This window comes from Bradyrhizobium manausense (genome assembly GCF_018130615.1).
Taxonomy (GTDB): Bacteria; Pseudomonadota; Alphaproteobacteria; order Rhizobiales; family Xanthobacteraceae; genus Bradyrhizobium; species Bradyrhizobium manausense_A.
In genome coordinates this window covers 128967-148652 of record NZ_JAFCKB010000002.1, presented here as the reverse complement: position 1 = coordinate 148652, position 19686 = coordinate 128967, and the positions used below count along the sequence as shown (strand labels likewise).

Annotated in this window: 19 protein-coding genes; 11 read left to right on the top strand and 8 right to left on the bottom strand. The window is 64.1% G+C overall.

Annotated elements, in window-relative coordinates; translation table 11 throughout:
* Window positions 1–102: 102 nt before the first annotated feature.
* From rpsI to JQ587_RS04385, 3 genes are all read right to left on the bottom strand, one after another.
* The gene (gene rpsI / locus JQ587_RS04395; protein ID WP_092290945.1) at window positions 103–585 is read right to left on the bottom strand and encodes a 30S ribosomal protein S9; all 483 of its coding nucleotides are present in this window, start codon (window positions 583–585) and stop codon (window positions 103–105) included.
* Window positions 586–587: 2 nt separating this feature from the next.
* Window positions 588–1052 (bottom strand): 50S ribosomal protein L13, encoded by a 465-nt coding sequence (rplM, locus tag JQ587_RS04390; protein ID WP_015685724.1) that lies wholly within the window; start codon window positions 1050–1052, stop codon window positions 588–590.
* Between the two features lie 158 nt (window positions 1053–1210).
* Complete coding sequence (locus tag JQ587_RS04385) at window positions 1211–1639, bottom strand: PaaI family thioesterase (RefSeq protein ID WP_057756285.1); 429 nt, start codon at window positions 1637–1639, stop codon at window positions 1211–1213.
* Window positions 1640–1725: 86 nt separating this feature from the next.
* Between JQ587_RS04385 and JQ587_RS04380 the strand changes: the two genes are divergently transcribed.
* From JQ587_RS04380 to JQ587_RS04360, 5 genes are all read left to right on the top strand, one after another.
* Window positions 1726–2550: an enoyl-CoA hydratase gene (locus JQ587_RS04380; RefSeq protein ID WP_212424513.1), complete on the top strand. Its 825-nt coding sequence runs from the start codon at window positions 1726–1728 to the stop codon at window positions 2548–2550.
* 132 nt (window positions 2551–2682) lie between these two features.
* Window positions 2683–3267 (top strand): CoA-binding protein, encoded by a 585-nt coding sequence (locus JQ587_RS04375; RefSeq protein ID WP_212300984.1) that lies wholly within the window; start codon window positions 2683–2685, stop codon window positions 3265–3267.
* A gap of 138 nt (window positions 3268–3405) precedes the next feature.
* Window positions 3406–4686, top strand: a complete 1281-nt coding sequence (locus JQ587_RS04370) for an O-acetylhomoserine aminocarboxypropyltransferase (RefSeq protein ID WP_212424512.1) — start codon at window positions 3406–3408, stop codon at window positions 4684–4686.
* A 139-nt stretch (window positions 4687–4825) separates the two neighbouring features.
* Window positions 4826–5578, top strand: coding sequence for a class I SAM-dependent methyltransferase (locus JQ587_RS04365; RefSeq protein WP_212424511.1), 753 nt, complete (start codon window positions 4826–4828; stop codon window positions 5576–5578).
* Between the two features lie 99 nt (window positions 5579–5677).
* On the top strand, window positions 5678–6022 hold the full coding sequence (locus JQ587_RS04360) for a hypothetical protein (RefSeq protein ID WP_212424510.1): 345 nt from the start codon (window positions 5678–5680) through the stop codon (window positions 6020–6022).
* 19 nt (window positions 6023–6041) lie between these two features.
* Here JQ587_RS04360 and JQ587_RS04355 read toward each other — a convergent pair whose 3' ends face one another.
* The gene (locus JQ587_RS04355; protein WP_212424509.1) at window positions 6042–7124 is read right to left on the bottom strand and encodes a COX15/CtaA family protein; all 1083 of its coding nucleotides are present in this window, start codon (window positions 7122–7124) and stop codon (window positions 6042–6044) included.
* Window positions 7125–7233: 109 nt separating this feature from the next.
* Here JQ587_RS04355 and JQ587_RS04350 point away from each other — a divergent pair, with 109 nt between their 5' ends.
* Window positions 7234–7455: a DUF2842 domain-containing protein gene (locus JQ587_RS04350; protein WP_212424508.1), complete on the top strand. Its 222-nt coding sequence runs from the start codon at window positions 7234–7236 to the stop codon at window positions 7453–7455.
* Here the strand turns inward: JQ587_RS04350 and JQ587_RS04345 are convergent.
* Window positions 7445–8488, bottom strand: a complete 1044-nt coding sequence (locus JQ587_RS04345) for a polysaccharide deacetylase family protein (RefSeq protein WP_212424507.1) — start codon at window positions 8486–8488, stop codon at window positions 7445–7447. The two genes, JQ587_RS04350 and JQ587_RS04345, sit on opposite strands and share 11 nt — an antisense overlap.
* Window positions 8489–8617: 129 nt before the next feature.
* Here JQ587_RS04345 and JQ587_RS04340 point away from each other — a divergent pair, with 129 nt between their 5' ends.
* Window positions 8618–9799, top strand: a complete 1182-nt coding sequence (locus tag JQ587_RS04340) for a GNAT family N-acetyltransferase (RefSeq protein WP_212424506.1) — start codon at window positions 8618–8620, stop codon at window positions 9797–9799.
* A 41-nt stretch (window positions 9800–9840) separates the two neighbouring features.
* Here the strand turns inward: JQ587_RS04340 and JQ587_RS04335 are convergent, their stop codons facing one another.
* Window positions 9841–12075: a GumC family protein gene (locus tag JQ587_RS04335; protein ID WP_212424505.1), complete on the bottom strand. Its 2235-nt coding sequence runs from the start codon at window positions 12073–12075 to the stop codon at window positions 9841–9843.
* Between the two features lie 203 nt (window positions 12076–12278).
* On the opposite strand from JQ587_RS04335, the gene JQ587_RS04330 reads away from it, so the two are divergent.
* The 3 genes from JQ587_RS04330 (at window position 12279) to JQ587_RS04320 (ending at window position 16509) form a co-directional block, all read left to right on the top strand.
* Window positions 12279–13412: a glycosyltransferase family 4 protein gene (locus JQ587_RS04330; protein ID WP_212424504.1), complete on the top strand. Its 1134-nt coding sequence runs from the start codon at window positions 12279–12281 to the stop codon at window positions 13410–13412.
* A 120-nt stretch (window positions 13413–13532) separates the two neighbouring features.
* Window positions 13533–15080, top strand: a complete 1548-nt coding sequence (locus JQ587_RS04325) for an undecaprenyl-phosphate glucose phosphotransferase (RefSeq protein ID WP_212424503.1) — start codon at window positions 13533–13535, stop codon at window positions 15078–15080.
* A gap of 163 nt (window positions 15081–15243) precedes the next feature.
* On the top strand, window positions 15244–16509 hold the full coding sequence (locus JQ587_RS04320) for an O-antigen ligase family protein (RefSeq protein WP_212424502.1): 1266 nt from the start codon (window positions 15244–15246) through the stop codon (window positions 16507–16509).
* A 34-nt stretch (window positions 16510–16543) separates the two neighbouring features.
* Here the strand turns inward: JQ587_RS04320 and JQ587_RS04315 are convergent, their stop codons facing one another.
* A complete protein-coding gene (locus JQ587_RS04315) occupies window positions 16544–17014 on the bottom strand; it encodes a MarR family transcriptional regulator (protein ID WP_212424739.1) in 471 nt (156 codons plus the stop codon).
* Window positions 17015–17162: 148 nt separating this feature from the next.
* Here JQ587_RS04315 and JQ587_RS04310 point away from each other — a divergent pair, with 148 nt between their 5' ends.
* Window positions 17163–18359 (top strand): FAD-dependent monooxygenase, encoded by a 1197-nt coding sequence (locus tag JQ587_RS04310; protein WP_212424501.1) that lies wholly within the window; start codon window positions 17163–17165, stop codon window positions 18357–18359.
* A gap of 150 nt (window positions 18360–18509) precedes the next feature.
* Here the strand turns inward: JQ587_RS04310 and JQ587_RS04305 are convergent, their stop codons facing one another.
* Window positions 18510–19685, bottom strand: a complete 1176-nt coding sequence (locus tag JQ587_RS04305; protein WP_212424500.1) for a saccharopine dehydrogenase family protein — start codon at window positions 19683–19685, stop codon at window positions 18510–18512.
* Window position 19686 lies beyond the last annotated feature (1 nt).

The following is a 19686-nucleotide window of genomic DNA, read 5'->3' as shown; positions in this document are numbered from 1 at the left end:
CGCGCTCAATTTGCGTACAAACGAACAACAAAAAAGGCGCTGAAATCAGCGCCTTTTTGCATCTCATTGAAGCCGCTTTCGCGGCGAATGTGACCGAAGCGATTAACGCTTCGAGAACTGGAAGGACCGGCGAGCCTTTGCCTTGCCGTACTTCTTACGCTCGACCACGCGCGAGTCGCGGGTGAGGAAGCCGCCCTTCTTGAGCACGCTGCGCAGCTCGGGCTCGAAATAGGTGAGCGCCTTGGAGATGCCATGACGAACGGCACCAGCCTGACCGGACAGACCGCCGCCGGCGACGGTGCAGATCACATCGTACTGGCCCGAACGCTGGGCCACCGAGAACGGCTGCTCGATCATCATGCGCAGCACGGGACGAGCGAAATAGACCTCGACCTCACGCGCGTTGACGGTGACCTTGCCGGCGCCGGGCTTGATCCAGACGCGGGCGACCGCGTCCTTGCGCTTGCCGGTGGCGTAGGCGCGGTTGAACTTGTCGACCTTCTTCTCGTGCTTGGGCGCATCGGGCGCCGCCGCAGCGGTCTTGAGCTGCGAGAGCTGGTCGAGCGACTGAATGGATTCGGCCATGATTATGCGGCCCTCGTGTTCTTGCGGTTCAACTTGGCGATATCGAGCTTCTCGGGCGTCTGGGCCTCGTGCGGATGATCGGCACCGCCGTAAACACGGAGATTGCCCATCTGAACGCGACCGAGCGGACCACGCGGGATCATGCGCTCGACGGCCTTCTCGAGCACGCGCTCGGGATGCTTGCCCTCGAGGATCTGGCGCGCGGTGCGCTCCTTGACGTGACCGACATAGCCGGTGTGCTTGTAGTAGGTCTTCTGCTCGCGCTTGCGGCCGGTGAGGACCGCATGCTGGGCGTTGATGATGATGACGTTGTCGCCGCAATCAACGTGCGGAGTGTAGGTCGGGAGGTGCTTGCCGCGCAGGCGCATGGCAACGATGGTGGCGAGACGGCCGACGACCAGACCCTTGGCGTCGATCAGCACCCACTTCTTCGTCACCTCAGCCGGCTTTGCCGAAAAGGTTTTCATGTCAGAGTTTCCGTGGACGGGGAGCATCGGCGCGAACACCGCACCGGACTGCGCGGGTTTCTAGAGAAGAGACGCGCAACGGTCAATGCCCAACGATGCAAATTACAATAGATAAATCAATATCTTAAAAATAAGGTGCGATACTACCTGCGAAAACCTCAAACATTTGGAATGGAATAGGTCGATGTGACATGGGCGATCGGATCGGGCGAAGTCCCCGACAACAGCTTCACCTCCCCGACCGCCAGGCGCTTGCCGAGCTTGAGCAGCCGGGCCTCCGCCAGCACGTCCTGCCCCGGCTGTCCCTTGCGCAGGAAATTGATGTTGAGATTGGTGGTCACGGCGAGCCCGATCGGACCGATCGCCGACAACAGCACCACATACATGGCGAAATCGGCCAGGGCCATCAGCGTCGGGCCCGATACGGTTCCGCCCGGCCGCAGCATCTTCTCACCGTAACGCTGGCGCAGCAGGCAGGTCTGGCCGTCCGCACTCTCGATCGTGATGTCGTCGCCACTGAAGGCCTGGGGAAATTCGTCGCGGAGAAATTGCTCGAGCTCCGCCACGCTCATTTTCGCTGCCGCCATGCCGTTCCCCACCCTCGCTTCACGTCGCCTGCTACATTAGGTTATCTGCATCATCTAACTGTAATAATCCAATCGGAAACGCCGCAATGTCCGCCCAGGCCGCCCGCGCCCCCTCCACGCAACCGCCAATTCTGCTGCGCGAAATGGTCGGCTCCATCGCGGTGCTGACCCTCAACCGGCCGGCCGCGCGCAACAGCCTGTCGGTGGCGATGATCGTAAGCCTGCATGCCGCGCTGAATGATATCGGCAGCGACAAGTCCGTGCGCGGTGTCGTGCTCGCCGCCAATGGTCCCGCCTTCTCGGCCGGTCACGACATGAAGGAGCTGACCGCGCGCCGCACCGACCCCGATCGCGGCCGCGCCTTCTTCGCCGAGACCATGAACGCCTGCAGCGCGATGATGCAGGCGATCGTGCATCTGCCGAAGCCGGTGGTTGCGTCCGTCCAGGGCATCGCGACCGCCGCCGGCTGCCAGCTCGTCGCAAGCTGCGATCTCGCGATCGCCTCCGAGGCGGCGAGCTTCGCCACACCCGGCGTCGACATCGGCCTGTTCTGCTCGACACCGATGGTGGCACTGTCGCGCAACGTGCCGCGCAAGCAAGCGATGGAAATGCTGTTGACGGGCGAACCGGTCCCGGCCGCGCGCGCCCGCGAGATCGGTCTCGTCAATCGCGTCGTCGCTGCCGGCACCGAGCGCGACGCCGCGATTGCGCTCGCGGCAAAGGTCGCGCTGAAATCCGCCTACACCGTCAAGCTCGGCAAGGAGGCGTTCTACCGCCAGACCGAGATGAGCCTTGCGGACGCCTATCGCTATGCGGCAGAGGTGATGACCGAGAACATGATGGCCCGCGACGCCGAGGAAGGCATCGGCGCCTTCATCGAGAAGCGCACGCCGACCTGGCGGGACGGGTGACTGTATTTCTTGCACCGTCATTCCGGGGCGGCTCGCAGAGCCGAACTATGGTGCGCACTTGCGCACCTGAGAATCTCGAGATTCCGGGTTCGATGCTGCGCATCGCCCCGGAATGACGAACGAAAGAAAAAGATGAACCACGACGCCTATCCCGACAATTACATCCGCGGCATCCTCAACAGCGTGAAGTCGATCGCGATGGTCGGCGCCTCGCCGGTCAATGTGCGGCCGAGCTATTTCGCGTTCAAATATCTGGCGCAGCGCGGCTACGACATGATCCCGGTCAATCCCGGTCATGTCGGCAAGGACCTGCTTGGCAAGCCCTTCGTTGCCTCGCTGCGCGACATTGGCCGCCCCGTCGACATGATCGACATCTTCCGCAACTCCAGCCACATCATGCCCGTGGTCGAGGAAGCGCTCGCGCTGGATCCGCTGCCGAAGGTGATCTGGATGCAGCTTGGCGCGCGTGACGACGCAGCCGCGGAAAAGGCCGAGGCCGCCGGTATTAAGGTCGTGATGAACCGCTGCCCCAAGATCGAGTATGGCCGGCTGTCGTCGGAAATTTCCTGGATGGGAGTCAATTCGCGCACGCTCAGCTCCAAGCGTCCGCCGGCGCCGACGCAAGGCATGCGGCTATCCCTCAATCGGATGAGTGTCGGCGGCGGCGACACCGCGGCCTCTGATCGGGCTGCCAAAAACAAGACCGAGCAAAGCTGACGCAATCGCGACGGATTCATTTCGCGAACGCGACAATGCGTAGCACGATCGTTGCGATGTGAAGCCGCGGCTTGACGCCGGGCGCGGCGCCGATCAGCATGCCGCGCGATTTCAGGCCACAAGAACAGGACGCCCTCAATGAGCGATCGCCTTCCGGGATTTTCCACCCTTGCCGTGCATGCCGGTGCACAGCCCGATCCGACCACCGGTGCGCGCGCGACCCCGATTTATCAAACGACTTCTTTCGTCTTCAACGACGCCGACCATGCCGCCTCGCTGTTCGGCCTGCAGGCGTTCGGCAACATCTACACCCGCATCGGCAACCCGACCAACGCGGTGCTGGAGGAGCGCGTCGCCGCGCTCGAGGGCGGTACCGCCGCGTTGGCGGTGGCCTCGGGCCACGCGGCGCAGGTCGTGGTGCTGCAGCAATTGCTCCAGCCGGGCGACGAGTTCATCGCTGCGCGAAAACTCTATGGTGGCTCGATCAACCAGTTCACCCATGCGTTCAAGAGCTTCGGCTGGAACGTGGTGTGGGCCGATCCCGATGACATCGCGAGCTTCGAGCGCGCGGTGACGCCGCGCACGAAAGCGATCTTCATCGAGTCCATCGCCAATCCCGCCGGCAGCATCACCGACATCGAGGCGATCTCGACGGTCGCGCGCAAGGCGGGCGTGCCGCTGATCGTCGACAACACGCTGGCCTCACCCTATCTGATCCGGCCGATCGACCACGGTGCCGACATCGTCGTACACTCGCTGACGAAGTTTCTTGGCGGTCACGGCAACTCGCTCGGCGGTATCATCGTCGACGCCGGCACCTTCGATTGGTCCACGGGCGGCAAATATCCGATGCTTTCCGAGCCGCGGCCGGAATATCACGGCATCCGTCTCCAGGAGACATTCGGCAATTTCGCCTTCGCGATCGCCTGCCGCGTGCTCGGCCTCCGCGATCTCGGGCCGGCGCTGTCGCCGTTCAATGCCTTCATGATCCTCACCGGCATCGAGACGCTGCCGCTGCGCATGCAGAAGCACTGTGATAACGCCAAGGCCGTCGCCGAATTCCTCGCTGGCCACCCCGCAGTGGCCTCGGTGAGCTATGCCGGCCTGGCGAGCGACAAGTACAACCAGCTCGCGCGCAAATATGCGCCGAAGGGTGCGGGCGCCGTGTTCACCTTCAGCCTGAAGGGCGGCTACGACGCCGGCGTCAGCCTGGTGTCGAAGTTGCAGCTGTTCTCGCATCTCGCCAATGTCGGCGACACCCGCTCGCTCGTCATCCACCCGGCCTCGACCACGCACAGCCAGCTCGACGACGCCGCCAAGATCAAGTCCGGCGCCGGCCCCGACGTCGTGCGGCTCTCGATCGGCATCGAGGACAAGGAAGACCTCATCGCCGACCTGGAGCAGGCGCTGGGCGCATAAGGCGCTGCACCGCCGTCCATCCGCAACGAGATCTGGCGCTGCGCCTGCCGAAGGCTCCGCGCCAGCTTCCGTTGCTACGGTCGTCCAACGCTCCCACGACTTCACCGAGCGTCATGATCGCGACTGCACAAGGATGGCCATGAATATCGCGGTACCGGATATCGGAACGCTTTTTCCAATCCCCTCACAAACAAGCGCTCACGATAAACGGTTCTTGGTGCAGACCATCGCGCTCGCTAAGCGGGTCCTGGGATCGTTTTCGTATGTCGAGATCGGCTCGTATCTCGGCGGTAGCCTGACCCCGTTTCTGATGGACCCCGCCTGCACAGCGGTTCTTTCAATCGATGAAAGAGGACGTCAGCAACCGGACGAGCGCGGCGCAAAGTACGACTACTCCGGAATTAGCCACCAGACGATGATCGACAATCTGGTGTCTCGTGGCGTCCCGACGTCCAGGCTGACGACGTTCGACGGCTCCGTAGATGGAGTGCAGGGCGCCGAAAATAGCTTCGAGATTGCCTTCATCGATGGCGAGCACACCGATATCGCCTGCTTCAGGGATTTTCTGTGGACGCTGCCGCTGATGAAGAGCGACGCGATCATTCTGTTTCATGACAGTACGCTGGTCTACAAGGCTCTCCGCATGATCGGCCTGTACATGAAGAAGTCGGGACCACAGCATCTGTTCGCGAAGAACAATGCGTCTGACGTCACGGCCCTCTTCCTTGGAAAATTCGCCGGGATCGATTTCGCGAGAGAGTTCGGTCAGGCCGCGAACTGGGATGAGTTTTTCGAGAAGTCGGAAACAGAGGTCATCCAACACGTCCTGAAGAACAGGGTGAGCATTCAGTTCGACGCGGTCGTCACGCCGGTGAGGACTTTTCCTGCCTGACCGGCAGGGCACCCTTCTGAATCGGCCGCGATTAACAGTCGTTAACCACATCTGTCGCATAAATCGTCTTTGGATCGCCCCTTTGATTCGGAGCCGACGATGCTGCGCTGGATCGTGCCTGCCCTTGCAGCGACGCTGATGCTATCGAGCGCACTCGCCGCCGATCTGCCGGCGCATCCGAAGCGGCGGGCTGTTGCGCCGACGCAGGAGCCGCCGAAGGTCTATGTCGAGACCGATCCGGATGCGTTGATCTCGCCGGCCTATGGTATCGGCAGCTACATCCGCAACCTGCCGGGAACACCGCTGTTGCCGGGCTCCCATACGCTGCCGGGCTATTACGGCCGCCCCTGGGACTATGACTATCAGGGTGCGTATTACGGCGGGAAGCAGGTCGACTACTTCTGGCGCCTGCCCTACTCGTGCGGCATCTACGGCTATTGCTGATCAGCCGGGCCGATGGCGATCAGCCGGGCTGACCGACGGGAACCGCGCGCGGCTGCATCTCGGCCGATCGGCGCGACGCCAGCCGTTCCAACTGCATCACCGCCAACGTCAACACGACGATCGCGACCGCCTGGTGCGAGAGCGCAAGGTCGATCGGCACCTGGTTGAGCAGCGTGAGGATGCCGAGCACCGCCTGCAGGCTCACCGCCGCAAGCAGCCAGAGTGCACCGCTCACCGCCGAACTGCTGCGCGAACGCACCGCGTCGAGCGCATGCAGCACCGCCAGCGTGAAAAGCAGGTAAGCCGTCATGCGGTGCTCGAACTGCACCGTCAGCACATTGTCGAACATGTTGCGCCACCATGGCGTCTCGAACCACAGCCGCTCCGCCGAGGGAATGAAGGCGCCGTCGATCGTCGGCCAGGTGTTGTAGGCACGTCCGGCACGCAGGCCCGCGACCAGCGCGCCGAAATAGATCTGCACGAAGGTCACGATCACCAGCACCGCGCTCGTGATCCGCAGCCGCGCCGCGACCGCAAGCTGCGGCCGGTCGGTAAGCCGCCGCACGGTCCAGACGATGCCGGCAAAGATCAGCAGCGCCAGAACCAGATGCGTCGCCAGTCGATACTGTGACACCTCGACCCGCTCAGACAGCCCTGAAGCCACCATCCACCAGCCGACAGCGCCCTGCAGGCCGCCGAGCGCGAACAACAGCCACAGCCGCCGCTTCAATTCAACTGCCAGGCCACCGCGCCATAGGAAGAACAGGAACGGCAGCAAATAGGCGACGCCGATGAAGCGGCCGAGCAGCCGGTGGCTCCATTCCCACCAAAAAATCTGCTTGAACTCTGAGAGCGACATGCCCGCATTGAGTTCGCGATATTGCGGGATCTTCTTGTAGGCCTCGAAGGCATCGGTCCACTGTGCCTCGGACAGCGGCGGCACGCTGCCGGTGACCGGCTTCCATTCGACGATCGACAGGCCGGATTCCGTCAGCCGCGTCGCGCCGCCGACCAGCACCATCAGCGCGATCAAGGCGGCCACGGAGATCAGCCACCAGCGCACGGCGCGGTGCGGATTGATCGGAGTGGAATTCGTCGTCATTTCAAGGGCAAAACCAAGCCTGTACGGAAGATACTTGAACCGGACTGCGTGCCCCTTATAGTCCCCCGCTCCCGCAGCGCAAGTTACGCGAAAGCCGCAATAGTCCGCCATGACGATCCGCACCCGCAAGTTCCTCGGCGCCATTCTGCTCCTGGTGCTGGCCACCGTCTGGGCCCTGCTCGGCATGGCGCTGGCGCAGATGCCGTGGATCGCCGAGTCCGGCTGGCGGCAGGCGATCTATTATGTGGTGGTCGGCATGGGCTGGGTGCTGCCGGCGATGCCGATCGTGAGCTGGATGCAGCGGCCGGACCGGACCAAATCTAGCTCGTAACGCTGCCCGTCGGCTTCACCGGTGCAAAGGCAACACCGGACACCAGCACCCGCATCATCCGCAACGAGCGCACCCGTCCGTCCCAGGCAATCCGCGGCAGCGCGCGCAGATTGGTGCGACCTTCCGCATCGACGATGCCGGGGATTGTCGACACCGCGCTGGCAAAGCCGGCCTCCTCTGCCATCACGACGTGGCTGCGCCGGAACGAGGCGCGATCGCCGAGCGGAAACGCCAGATGCCTGATCTCGCGGCGGAAAGCGGCTTCCGCCACCGCCTTGCCCATCGCCATCTCGCGCAGAGCAGCGCCGTCCTTCATGTTGGCGAGAACGGGATAGTTCACGGTCGCACTGCCGATCGTCACGAGCGGATCGGCGGCAAGCTTGGTGAGATCCTCCCAGTTCATCGACGCCTCGCGCGACAGCGCAGCGAGATCGACGCGGTAGCGCGTGCAGAGATCGGCGATCGCAGCCGATAGATCCGCTGGGGGCAGCGAGCGTAGCCAGTCCGCGAGATGCGAGAACAACGCCTGCTTCTCGGCATTGCCGGTGACGGTGAAGCGCTGCTCCTTGTCGCCCATCATCAGGCTGATCCGGCTCTCGCGCGCGATCACCTGCTCGAGCCCGAGCCACCACGCCTTGCCGACGCCATCGGGAAACGCGGTCGGAACATAGAGCGTAAACGGTACGCCGTGGCGCGCCAGCACGGGATAGGCAAAGCTGATGAGGTCCTTAGGCGCACCGTCGAAGGTGAGCGCCACGAAGCGCCGCTTCTCCGGCAACGTCACCGCGCGCCGGCAGACCTCCTCCATGCCGAGAAAATCATAATTCCAGCGCTTCAGCGCGCGAATGGCACGATCGAGAAATTGCGGTGTGATCTCGTTTTCGCGCAGCGGCTGGAACGCACCGCCCCGCCGCGGCCGCACGCGCTCGAAGCGCAGGATGGCGCCTGCACCACGGCTGCGCAGCAAGGGCTGGCCGGTGAACCAGGCGAGTTCGAGCCGCAACCGGTCCAGCCATCTGTCGTCGGATGCCAATATCCCACCTTCGCGCTCGCCGGCGGCCCGTTCCCTCGTTCATTCTCATTACCCTTTGTTGACATTTCTTTGCAAAGGTTGGCCACGGGCCGAATTACGTATTTTTCGTTCTCTCGACAGGTTTCGCGGATGACCATGGCTGCGGCGATGCAAAGCCGAACGGCAGACTCGCCGACGCGGCCCAAAGCGAACTGCATCGCGCATGTCGACATCGTCGGCGATCTCGCCGCGGCCGAGCCGGTCTGGCGCGCGCTCGAGGAGCCCGGACACCTGTTCACGCCCTATCAGCGTTTCGATCTCCTGGGCTCCTGGCAACGATCGGTCGGCGAACGCGAAGGCGCCCGTCCCTTCGTCGTGATTGCCCGCGATGCCGAGCACCGGCCGCTCGCGCTGCTTCCGCTCGCGCTGCGCCAGGGGCACGGCGTGCGCACGGCCTGCTTCATGGGCGGCAAGCACCCGACCTTCAACATGGGACTGTGGAACGCCGAGTTCGCCGCACAGGCCGTCACCACCGATCTCGACATGCTCTTCGCTCCGCTGCACGAGCAAGCCGACGTTCTCGCGCTGACGCAGCAGCCGAAGCGCTGGCACGACCACCAGAACCCATTCGCGCTGCTGCCGCAGCAGACCGCCATCAACGGCTGCCCGCTGCTGGTGATGGAGCCAGGTGGACCACCGACCTCCCGGATCAGCAACTCCTTCCGCCGCCGGCTGAAGAGCAAGGAAAAGAAGCTCCAGGCGCTCGCCGGCTATCGCTACCACCTTGCCACGACGGACGCGGACATCACGCGCCTGCTCGACTGGTTCTTCCGCATCAAGCCGGTGCGGATGGCGGAACAGAAACTGCCGAATGTCTTCGCCGAACCCGGCGTCGAACAGTTCATCCGCAGCGCGTGCCTTGCGCCGCGCAGCGAAGGCCGGGTCATCGATATCCACGCGCTGGAATGCGACGAGGAAGTGATCGCCATCTTCGCCGGAGTTGCCGACGGCCAGCGCTTCTCGATGATGTTCAACACCTACACAATGTCGGAGCACGCCCGCTACAGTCCCGGCCTGATCCTGATGCGCTACATCATCGACCGCTACGGCGAGCGCGGCTACCGGTCACTCGACCTCGGCATCGGCACCGACGACTACAAGCGCATGTTCTGCAAGGACGACGACGACATCTTCGACAGCTTCGTCCCGCTGACCTCACGCGGCAGGTTCGCTGCCATGGCGATGTCCTCGCTCAATCACGGCAAGCGCCTGGTCAAGCAGAACCAGATGCTGTTCGATCTGGCGCGACGCCTGCGCCAGGCATTCGGGTAGCCGATCCGACTTTCGGAGAGCTCGATCAGCCCACGATCGGCCTAGGCCGCCACCACGCGTGGCGGCGTCTCACCGGCATCCGACGGCTGCACGGGCCGGCTCAGCATCGTCACCTCGCTGAAGCCGACGGCCTTGAGCTGCTCGCACATCAGCGCTCGCGCATCTGCATCCATCGAGACGTCGGGCACCACGACGGCGCGGGCATTCGCCGTCAGCAGTTCGGCCGGCAGATCGGAGGCGCTGCCGGCATCGAGGAGTACATGATCGTAGGCGCGTAGCAAGGCGTCGATCGCGAGTGTCACGCGCGGCGACTGGAGCAGGCTGCGGTCGAAGCCGGGACGTCCGGCCATGACCAGATGCAGCCGCGAGAGCTTGTCGCGCGTGATGACCTGCGCAAACGAGGCCTGCCCCTGCATCAACTCGGCAAGGCCGGGCGCGGTCGGATCAACGGACACCGCGGCGATCGTCGGCGACGACGCGGCGAGGTCGACCACGACAACGCGCGCGTCGCGCGCCAGATGGCGGGCAAGCGTCAGCGTCGACAGCGTGATAGCATCGCCCGATGCGGTGCCGAGCACCGTGACCTTCTTCGCACCCGCCCCTGCAGCAATCAAGCTGTCGGCCAGCTGCCCGATCTCGGCGAACTCGCTGACATCGGCATTGGCCGTCATCGCCGGCTGCAGCGGCGTGGGATCGACCTCGACCGGATCGACGACCGGCTCTGAGCGAATCACCGGCTGCGTGAGCGTGGCAACGGCGCGCGGCGCGGTCTGGCGCAACAGCTCACCGGTGACGACGAGGCCGGACGAAAGCAGCAGCGTCGCCAGCGTCGCGATCAGCACGATTGGCAGCTTCTTCGGATAGGCCGGCGTATTGGAGACGACGGCGCGCGAGATGATGCGGCCTTCCGTCGGCGCGGTATCGATGGTCTCACGCGTATTCGCCTCGCGGTACTTGGCGAGATAGGTCTCGAGCAGGTCGCGCTGCGCCTTGGCCTCGCGCTCGAGCGCACGCAGCTGGACATCCTGGCCGTTGGTCGAGGTCGCCTGCTTCTTGAGCTGCTCGAGGCTCGTCGTCAGGCCATCGACCCGTCCGCGCGCGATCCGTGCGTCGTTTTCGAGCGAGCGCGAGATCTTGGCGGCCTCGTCGCGGATTTGGCCGTCGAGATCGCTAAGCTGCGCCTTCAATTCCTTGATCCGCGGATGATTGCCTAGCAGCGTGGACGACTGTTCGGCGAGCTGGGCCCGCAGCGTCACCCGCTGCTCCGACAAACGCCGCATCAGTTCGGAGTTCACGACCTCGGATGCCTCGATCGGCTTGCCGCTCTGGAGCATCTCGCGGATCAGCCGGGCCTTGGATTCGGCATCCGCCTTCAACGCGCGCGCATTATTGAGCTGGGTGTTGACCTCGCCCATCTGCTGGTTCGACAGCGTGGTGTTGTTGGTGCCGACGAACAGCGACGATTTGGAGCGGAAATCCTCGACCTTAGCTTCCGCATCCGAGACCTTCTTGCGCAAATTCTCGATCTCACCCGCCAGCCACTGGCTCGCATTGCGCGCCTGGTCCTGGCGCGCGGCCTGCTGGAGCACGAGATAGCCCTCGGTGATCGAATTGGCGACACGAACGGCGAGCTCCGGATCCTGCGACTGGAATTCGACGACGATCACGCGAGACTTGTCGACGGCGTAGGCCTGAAGACGATCATAGTAAGCATCGAGCACGCGCTCTTCCGGCGTCATCGAGAACGGATCGCGGCCGATGCCGACCAGCGCCGCCAGCGATTTCAGCGGAGAGACGCCCTGCAACACCGGATCGAACTCCGGTCGCTCGGCAAGCCTGTTCTTCTTGATGATCTCGCGCGCGAGATCGCGCGACAGCACGAGCTGCACCTGGCTTGTGACGGCCTCGGGGTCGAGCGCCTGCCGCTCCTCGGTGCTGCGGTCACTGCTCGGCCGCAGGAAGACGTTTTCGCGACCGTCGATCAGAATACGCGCCTCGGACTTGTAGCGCGGCGTGATGAGATTGACGACGACAACGGATGCGACGAGCGCCAGCACCGTCGGCACGATGATCCAGCCGCGCTTGCGCGCGAGCGCGCCACCGAGCGCACGCAGATCGATGTCACCGGATTCGGCTGGCATCTGCTTGGCGGCAATCGGCGCAGGCTTGGCTTCAATCCGGGGCTTGGCTTCGGGCCTCGCCTCAAGCTTGGCCTTCGAAACGGCCCGCTCGATGACGGCCTTGGCTTTGCCGGCACGCCAGAACGCTAAACGCATCGAACACTCCCGCAGGGCAACGCCACTCGTGCGCCTCAACGCGGCCGATTACACTCCATTAAGGTTGCCGCTGGGTTAATCACTGCGTCAGGCGGGCCGCACGGGCGCATTGGTCACCGTTTGTTAACCACGAGGCCCCCTTAATCCATCTCGATATTTCGAGAACATTGTTCGGCATTCGCCGTCGAGCGCTGGTTTTGATCATGCCCCCCTCTCCTGACCAGCCGCTTCGTATCCTGCACGCGGTGCGCGCGCCCGTCGGCGGCATCATCCGCCATATCCTCGACCTTGCCAACGGCCAGGTCGATCGCGGCCATCACGTCGGGATTCTCGCCGACAGCCTCACCGGCGGCGAGCGTGCGGACAAGGCGCTGGCCGAGCTTGCGCCGCGGCTGAAGCTTGGCGTGCATCGGCTCGCGATCCGTCGCGAACCTTCGCCCGAGGATTTTCTAGTCTGGCTGCGCATGCGACGCCTGATCGGCCAGCTCAAGCCCGACGTCATGCACGGCCACGGCGCCAAGGCCGGCGCCTTCGTCCGCATGCGGCGGCGCGCCGACGACATCATCCGCATCTACACGCCGCACGGCGGCTCGCTGCACTACCCGCTCAACACGTTGAAGGGTGAGTTCTACGCGCGCCTCGAGCGCACGCTGATCGATGCGACGGATCTATTCCTGTTCGAAAGCGCGTTTGCCCGCGATACCTACCAGCGGATCGTCGGCACGCCCAAGGGCGTGGTGCATTGCGTCTTCAACGGCGTGACCCCGGAAGAGTTCGAACCCGTCGTCGTCGCCGACGACGCCACCGACCTCGCCTATGTCGGCGAATTCAGGCACATCAAGGGCGCAGACCTCCTGGTTGCTGCGGTAGCGCTGCTGCACGAACGCGGCAAAATGGTCACGCTGACGCTCGGCGGCGACGGCGAGGAGACGGCGGCGCTGAAAGCGCAGGTCGCGGGGCTCGGCCTGACAGGCGCGATCCGCTTCATCGGCCACGTCAAGGCGCGCTACGGCTTCTCCAAGGGGCGGCTCCTCGTTGTTCCCTCGCGCGGCGATTCCATGCCCTATGTCGTGATCGAAGCGGGGGCGGCCGGCATCCCCATGATCGCGGCCCGCGTCGGCGGCATCCCCGAGATTTTTGGTAGCGAAAGCCCGGCTTTGTTCGCGGCGAGCAACGCCGAAGCCATGGCCGAGGCGATCGCGGCCGCACTCGATGACGCGGAGGCGACCGCGCAGCGCGCATCCGCCTTGCGCGAGCGCATCTCGGCGCATTTCTCCCAGCAGGCGATGGTCGACGGCGTGCTCGCGGGCTACCGCGATGCATTTGCCAATCATTAACCATCCTTAAGCCAGCTTTAGAGAATCTTCCGATTTGTTCGATAATCGAAGTGCCAGGGGATGCATGCCCGGGGTGCGCAAGGCCGCGCCCACGGGTGTTTGGAATGGACGTGGACGCCCGTGGAACCGCTCAACGCACGCTCGATGCTCGATGCCGCGACCAGCGCCGCGGCCAAGCCGGCTGACCAACCTTTTGTCGAGAGACGGCGCCGCCTGACACCGGCCGCACTCGAAGTCGTCAACCAGAAAGTCGCCCGCGCCTATTCGCCGATCGTGATCGCCGGCATCGTGCGCGCAGCAGATTTCGTGTTGCTGAGCTTCGTCGGCGTCACTCTCTATGTCGGCTACGTGATGCCGCTCGCCGGCTTCAGCTGGGTGTATCCCGCGGAGATCGTCGCCGTGGCGGTCGCCGCCGTGGTCTGCTTCCAGGCTGCCGACCTCTACCAGGTGCAACTGTTCCGCGGTCACCTCCGGCAGATGACGCGGATGATCTCCTCGTGGTCGTTCGTCTTCCTGCTCTTCATCGGCATCTCCTTCTTCGCCAAATTCGGCAGCGACACCTCGCGCGTATGGCTCGCTGCCTTCTATGTTCTCGGCTTCGCCGCTCTGATCGTCGAACGCCTCATCCTGCGTTCGCTTGTGCGCAACTGGGCGCGCGAGGGTCGGCTCGATCGCCGCACCATCATCGTCGGCTCCGACAGCAACGGCGAGCAGCTGGTTGAGGCGCTGAAGGCGCATGAAGATTCCGATATCCACGTGCTCGGCGTGTTCGATGACCGCAACGACAGCCGCGCGCTCGACACCTGCGCCGGCGCGCACAAGCTCGGCAAGGTCGACGACATCGTCGAGTTCGCCCGCCGCACCCGCGTCGACCTCGTGTTGTTCGCGCTGCCGATCTCGGCGGAGACGCGCATCCTGGAGATGCTGAAGAAGCTCTGGGTGCTGCCGGTCGACATTCGTCTCTCCGCCCACACCAACAAGCTGCGCTTCCGTCCCCGCTCCTATTCCTATCTCGGCGAGGTGCCGACGCTCGACGTGTTCGAGGCGCCGATCACCGACTGGGATCTGGTGATGAAATGGCTGTTCGACCGCGTCGTCGGCAGCCTCGCGCTGCTCGCAGCGCTTCCTGTGATGGCGCTGGTCGCGCTGGCGGTGAAGCTCGACAGCCCCGGCCCCATCCTGTTCCGCCAGAAGCGTTTCGGCTTCAACAATGAGCGCATCGACGTCTACAAGTTCCGCTCGATGTATCACCATCAGGCCGACCCGACCGCCTCGAAGGTGGTGACCAAGAACGATCCCCGCGTCACCCGCGTCGGCCGCTTCATTCGCAAGACCAGCCTCGACGAGCTGCCGCAGCTCTTCAACGTGGTGTTCTCCGGCAACCTCTCGCTCGTCGGCCCGCGTCCGCACGCGGTGCAGGGCAAGCTCCAGAGCCGCCTGTTCGACGAGGCCGTCGACGGCTATTTCGCCCGCCATCGCGTCAAGCCCGGCATCACCGGCTGGGCCCAGATCAACGGCTGGCGCGGTGAGATCGACAATGAAGAGAAGATCCAGAAGCGTGTCGAGTTCGACCTCTACTACATCGAGAACTGGTCGGTGCTGTTCGACCTCGTCATTCTCCTGAAAACGCCGATCTCGCTGCTGACCAAGAACGAGAACGCGTATTAAGTTGAGTCTTTCCGTCATGCCTCGCGAAGGCGGGGCATCCAGTACGCCGCAGCGCCAGCCGTTTTCCGCAACGCGCGCCGCAGAGTACTGGATCCGCCCGGTCAACCCGGGCGATGACAGCTCTGTCTGTGGCGTGCGAGTTGCGTAAGAGTTTGAGCGTGTGATGGCGTATGCGGCGACAGCCGGAGGAATGAAGATAGCCGCACCGGCTGCGCCCGGCGTGCTGGCCCTGCAGCGCGCGCTGGTATGGCTGGTCGGCGCATCCGGCGCGATCGTCTTCATCGAGCCAAGCCCCTACGAGATTGCGACGTTGCTCGCTACCGTCGCCTTCTTTGCGACCGGCCTGCGGCTCAGGCTCGTGCTGATGCCGCTGGTGTTGGCGCTCGTCCTGCTCAATGTCGGCTACACCATCAGCGCGATCCCGCTGCTCGACCAGTCGGAGGTCGCAAGCTGGATCGCGACCTCCTGGTACATGGCGGTGACCGTGGTGTTCTTCGCCATGGTCACCTCCGAGGACACGGCAGCGCGGCTCGACATGCTGCGCCGGGGCCTCGTGGCCGGCGCGATGGTTGCCTCGCTCTCGGCTATCGCCGGCTATTTCAACCTCGTTCCCGGCGGCCACGATCTCCTGACGCTCTACGAGCGCGCACGCGGCACGTTCAAGGACCCGAACGTGCTCGGTGCCTTCCTGATCCTGCCGGCACTGTTCGCGCTCCAGAGCGTAGTCTCGGACAAGTTCGCCAAGGCCTTCCGCAATGTCGTCGCCTTCAGCATCATGTCGCTGGCGATCCTCCTCGCCTTCTCCCGCGCCGCCTGGGGCGGGCTGGTGCTGACCTCGGCCTTCATGCTGGCGCTGATGGTGCTGACCAGCCGTACCAACGCGCAGCGCTCGCGCATCATCATCATGGCCATCGTCGCCGTGGTCCTCGGCCTGGCGCTAATCGCTGTGCTGCTGTCATTCGACTCCATCGCCGAAATGTTCAAGCAGCGCGCGAGCTTCGACCAGAGCTACGACGAAGGGCGCTTCGGCCGCTTCGGCCGGCACATCTTGGGTGCGGAGATGGCGCTCGACCTGCCGTTCGGCATCGGCCCCTTGCAGTTCCACCGCTTCTTCCCTGAAGACACCCACAATTCCTATCTGAACGCCTTCATGTCCGGCGGCTGGCTCTCCGGCGTCTGCTATCCCGCGCTGGTCTTCACCACCGTGATCACAGGCTTCCGCCACATCTTCGTCCGCGTGCCCTGGCAGCGCGCCTATCTCGCGGTGTTCTCGGCCTTTGTCGGCACCGTCGGCGAAAGCTTCGTGATCGATACCGACCACTGGCGGCACTTCTGGATGATGCTGGGCGCGATGTGGGGCATGATCGCGGCGGCGCAGGCCTACAAGGACGTGACCATTCCGATGGAATCGGAACGGCAAAGTTCTTGACGCGCACCGGCTATCCGCTGCGCTCGAGAACGCCTTAGCCACGACGCTTCTTCAGCTTGAGATCGGGGCGCTTCTCCGGCGGCGTATCGAGCAGACCCTTCAACGCCGTGGTTGCGGCGACCACGCCCTTGTAGCCTTCGTTGGCGAAACGCAGCAGCAGCCGCAGTTCCTCGTCTGAATAGGCATCGAACACCTTCTCCATCGCCTGCTGCATCGGCACGTAGAGCTGGCCGATCTTCATGGCGGTTTCTGGCACGACGGCGATATAGACCTTGCGGCGATCGGCCTCGTCCCGCTCGCGGCGCACCAGCCCCGCCTTCTCGAGCCGGTCGACCACACCGGTGATGGCGCCGGTCGTCAGTCCCGTGACCTCCGCGAGCCGGCCCGCGGTCACGCGCCCCTCGAGATAGAGAATGTCCATGCATTCGAGGTCGGAGTTGGCAATTCCGGCCACGTTCGCAACGGTTTGCCCATAGAGCACACCCTGCGCGGACGACCGCCGCATCGCCTCTTCCAATTCCCCCAGCAACGCCGCGCGCGCCTTTGTCCTTGACAAGGCTCACCTCATATCTTAGTTGATATATATCTTAGTCTCTAAGAGATTTAGCGACCGTAATTCCTCCTAGCACCACGGAAACGTCGGGAGCAAGCCAATGCCTCATCGTCCCCGCAAGGCCCTGATCATCGGCGCCGGCATCGCCGGGCCCGTTGCCGCGATCCTGCTGCGCCGGGCCGGCATCGAATCTGCGATCTACGAAGCGTGGCCCTACGCGAAGGGCATCGGCGGCGGCCTCCAGATCGCGCCGAACGGCATGCACGTGATGGACGAGATCGGCCTTGCGGACGAGCTGATCAACCGCGGTTCGATCGCGGAGGCCTTCGACTTCTACTCGCAAGGCGGAGAGCGGCTCGGCTCGATCAACCGCGACATGGCGCGGCGCTTCGGTCAGCCCGCGGTCAACGTCTGTCGTGCCACGCTGAACGAGATTCTGATCGACAAGGCCTGGTGCGCCTGCGTCTCGCTCTATTTCGACAAGCGCCTGATCAAGATCGAGGATCGCGGCGACCAGCCGATCATTGCCTATTTCGCCGACGGCACCACCGCCGAGGGCGACTTCCTGATCGGCGCCGACGGCGTGCATTCCATAGCGCGGCGCCAGGTCGTGCCGGACGGGCCAAAGCCCTTCAACACCGGCCTGATCGGCTTCGGCGGTTTCGTGCCGCACGCCGTGCTGGACGGCCGGGCGATTGGCCGACACGTCGAGACGACGTTCGGACAGAGCGGCTTCTTCGGCTACGGCTATTGCAGCCCGGACCCGAAGGACGGCGTGATGTGGTGGAGCACGCAGCCGGCGCATGGCATGGATGCCGCGATGGTCCGCGCGCTCGACCAACAGTCGCTGAAGCAGCATCTGCGCGGTTTCCATCACGGCTGGCACGATCCGATTCCTGACATAATCGAGGCGGCCGAGAACATCGTGGTCACCGACACGCTCGACGTCGCGACCTTGCCGACCTGGTCGCGCAAGCGCTCGCTGCTGATCGGTGATGCCGCGCACGCGACCAGCCCCCATGCCGGCCAAGGCGCCTCGCTCGCGCTGGAGGATGCGATGCGGCTTGCGCGACTGATGCAGGAGGGCCAGGAGCTCGGCGCCACATTCCAGGCTTTCGAGGCCGAGCGGCGCCCCCGCGCCGAGAAGATCGTCGCCATCGCGCGGCGCAACGGCAACAGCAAGCGCGAGTTTGGCGCCACCGGCGCGTGGATGAGAAATCAGATGCTGAAATGGCTGTTGCCATTGGGCTCGAAGAGCATGGACTTCATGTACGCCTATGATGCCCGCGCGGCGTAACGGCTAACTCGGTGTCATCGTCCGCCTAATGCGCAATTGCGCACAGGGGCGAGCGATCCAGTATTCCAGAGGCGGCAGTGGTCGAAACGATAGGCCGCGGCGTACTGGATGCGCCTTCGCGGGGCATGACAGCATTCGTAATGCAGCCGTCTATGCTTCTACAGCAAACATCAGCCCGGCATGATCGACCAGCCGCTTGATCAACTTGTGCTGCATCGCTGCCCCCGGCGTCCAGAGACCCGCTGGAACATCAGGCGTGTCGCGCAACAGGCAAACCGCGCATTCGGAAACCATCTTCGCCGTTGACGCATAGCCGGGATCGAGATCGCCCTTCACCGCCGCGCGCACCTGACGGCCGTCGGGAGCGATCGCAACGTAGAGCAAATCGTAATGACCGTTATCCCGCTCTTCCTTTGACGGCCCTTCACCGGGCTTGAGCGCTTGAGGGCCGGTCTTTTCGCTATTGGCGGCCATCACGAGCTTCGCGTTGGCCTGGCCCTCGTCGCCTGCCCCCGTCAGCACCATCTCGTCGTAGACAAAATCCCGGCCATAGGGGAATCCCATCAGCATGTTGGAGCGATGGACATTGCGCGTATTCAGCATCGCCATCGCGAACGGGGCGGACCAGGATTGCAGATCCTCCTCAAAAATGGGCTTGTTGCCGCGCGGCTGTTTCGGCCCCTCGAAGCCGGGTGTGAATGCGAAGGGGTCCTTGAGGATCGACACCAGGCTGAGATCATGCGCAACGGCTTCGAAGGTGACCCTCGCGCTAGCCGAAGTGCCGCCGGAGAACTTCCAGCTGAGGTCGCGCACGCGTCCCTTGACGCGGGGCACTGGTGCTCCGAACACGCGCCTTGCTTCCTCCTGCACGAAGAACGCACCGAGCTCGAACGGGATGGAATCGAAGCCACAGGAGAAAATGATGCGCGCGCCGCTCGCCTTTGCCGCCACTTCGTGCCTGTCGATCATCTGCTTCAGCCAGATCGGCTCGCCGCAGAGATCCATGTAGTCGGTGCCCGACGCGACGCAGGCGCCAAGCAAATCGGAACCGTAGAGCTGGTAGGGACCGACCGTGGTGACGACCAGCTTCGCCTGATCGACCATGGCCCGAAGCGACGCAGGATCAGCTGCGTCTGCCACAATGAGCGGCGTGTCCGCATGTGCGCCGATCGCATCGCGAGCGGAGGCGAGCTTGTCGCTGCTGCGCCCCGCCATCGCCCAGGTCAGCACACTGTCGCCCGCGTACTGCGCGGCGAGATACTCAGCGACGAGTTGGCCGGTATATCCGGTTGCGCCGTAGAGGACGATGTCGAACTTCGACGACACG

What these genes read in the sequence shown, in the direction of transcription:
- JQ587_RS04340 (WP_212424506.1), top strand. Translation starts at nt 8,618, where the DNA reads ATGACCATGGCTGCGGCGATGCAAAGCCGAACGGCAGACTCGCCGACG.
- rplM (WP_015685724.1), bottom strand. Translation starts at nt 1,052, where the DNA reads ATGAAAACCTTTTCGGCAAAGCCGGCTGAGGTGACGAAGAAGTGGGTG.
- JQ587_RS04310 (WP_212424501.1), top strand. Translation starts at nt 17,163, where the DNA reads ATGCCTCATCGTCCCCGCAAGGCCCTGATCATCGGCGCCGGCATCGCC.
- JQ587_RS04375 (WP_212300984.1), top strand. Translation starts at nt 2,683, where the DNA reads ATGAACCACGACGCCTATCCCGACAATTACATCCGCGGCATCCTCAAC.
- JQ587_RS04335 (WP_212424505.1), bottom strand. Translation starts at nt 12,075, where the DNA reads ATGCGTTTAGCGTTCTGGCGTGCCGGCAAAGCCAAGGCCGTCATCGAG.
- JQ587_RS04350 (WP_212424508.1), top strand. Translation starts at nt 7,234, where the DNA reads ATGACGATCCGCACCCGCAAGTTCCTCGGCGCCATTCTGCTCCTGGTG.
- rpsI (WP_092290945.1), bottom strand. Translation starts at nt 585, where the DNA reads ATGGCCGAATCCATTCAGTCGCTCGACCAGCTCTCGCAGCTCAAGACC.
- JQ587_RS04360 (WP_212424510.1), top strand. Translation starts at nt 5,678, where the DNA reads ATGCTGCGCTGGATCGTGCCTGCCCTTGCAGCGACGCTGATGCTATCG.
- JQ587_RS04380 (WP_212424513.1), top strand. Translation starts at nt 1,726, where the DNA reads ATGTCCGCCCAGGCCGCCCGCGCCCCCTCCACGCAACCGCCAATTCTG.
- JQ587_RS04365 (WP_212424511.1), top strand. Translation starts at nt 4,826, where the DNA reads ATGAATATCGCGGTACCGGATATCGGAACGCTTTTTCCAATCCCCTCA.
- JQ587_RS04330 (WP_212424504.1), top strand. Translation starts at nt 12,279, where the DNA reads ATGCCCCCCTCTCCTGACCAGCCGCTTCGTATCCTGCACGCGGTGCGC.
- JQ587_RS04355 (WP_212424509.1), bottom strand. Translation starts at nt 7,124, where the DNA reads ATGACGACGAATTCCACTCCGATCAATCCGCACCGCGCCGTGCGCTGG.
- JQ587_RS04385 (WP_057756285.1), bottom strand. Translation starts at nt 1,639, where the DNA reads ATGGCGGCAGCGAAAATGAGCGTGGCGGAGCTCGAGCAATTTCTCCGC.
- JQ587_RS04320 (WP_212424502.1), top strand. Translation starts at nt 15,244, where the DNA reads ATGGCGTATGCGGCGACAGCCGGAGGAATGAAGATAGCCGCACCGGCT.
- JQ587_RS04315 (WP_212424739.1), bottom strand. Translation starts at nt 17,014, where the DNA reads ATGCGGCGGTCGTCCGCGCAGGGTGTGCTCTATGGGCAAACCGTTGCG.
- JQ587_RS04370 (WP_212424512.1), top strand. Translation starts at nt 3,406, where the DNA reads ATGAGCGATCGCCTTCCGGGATTTTCCACCCTTGCCGTGCATGCCGGT.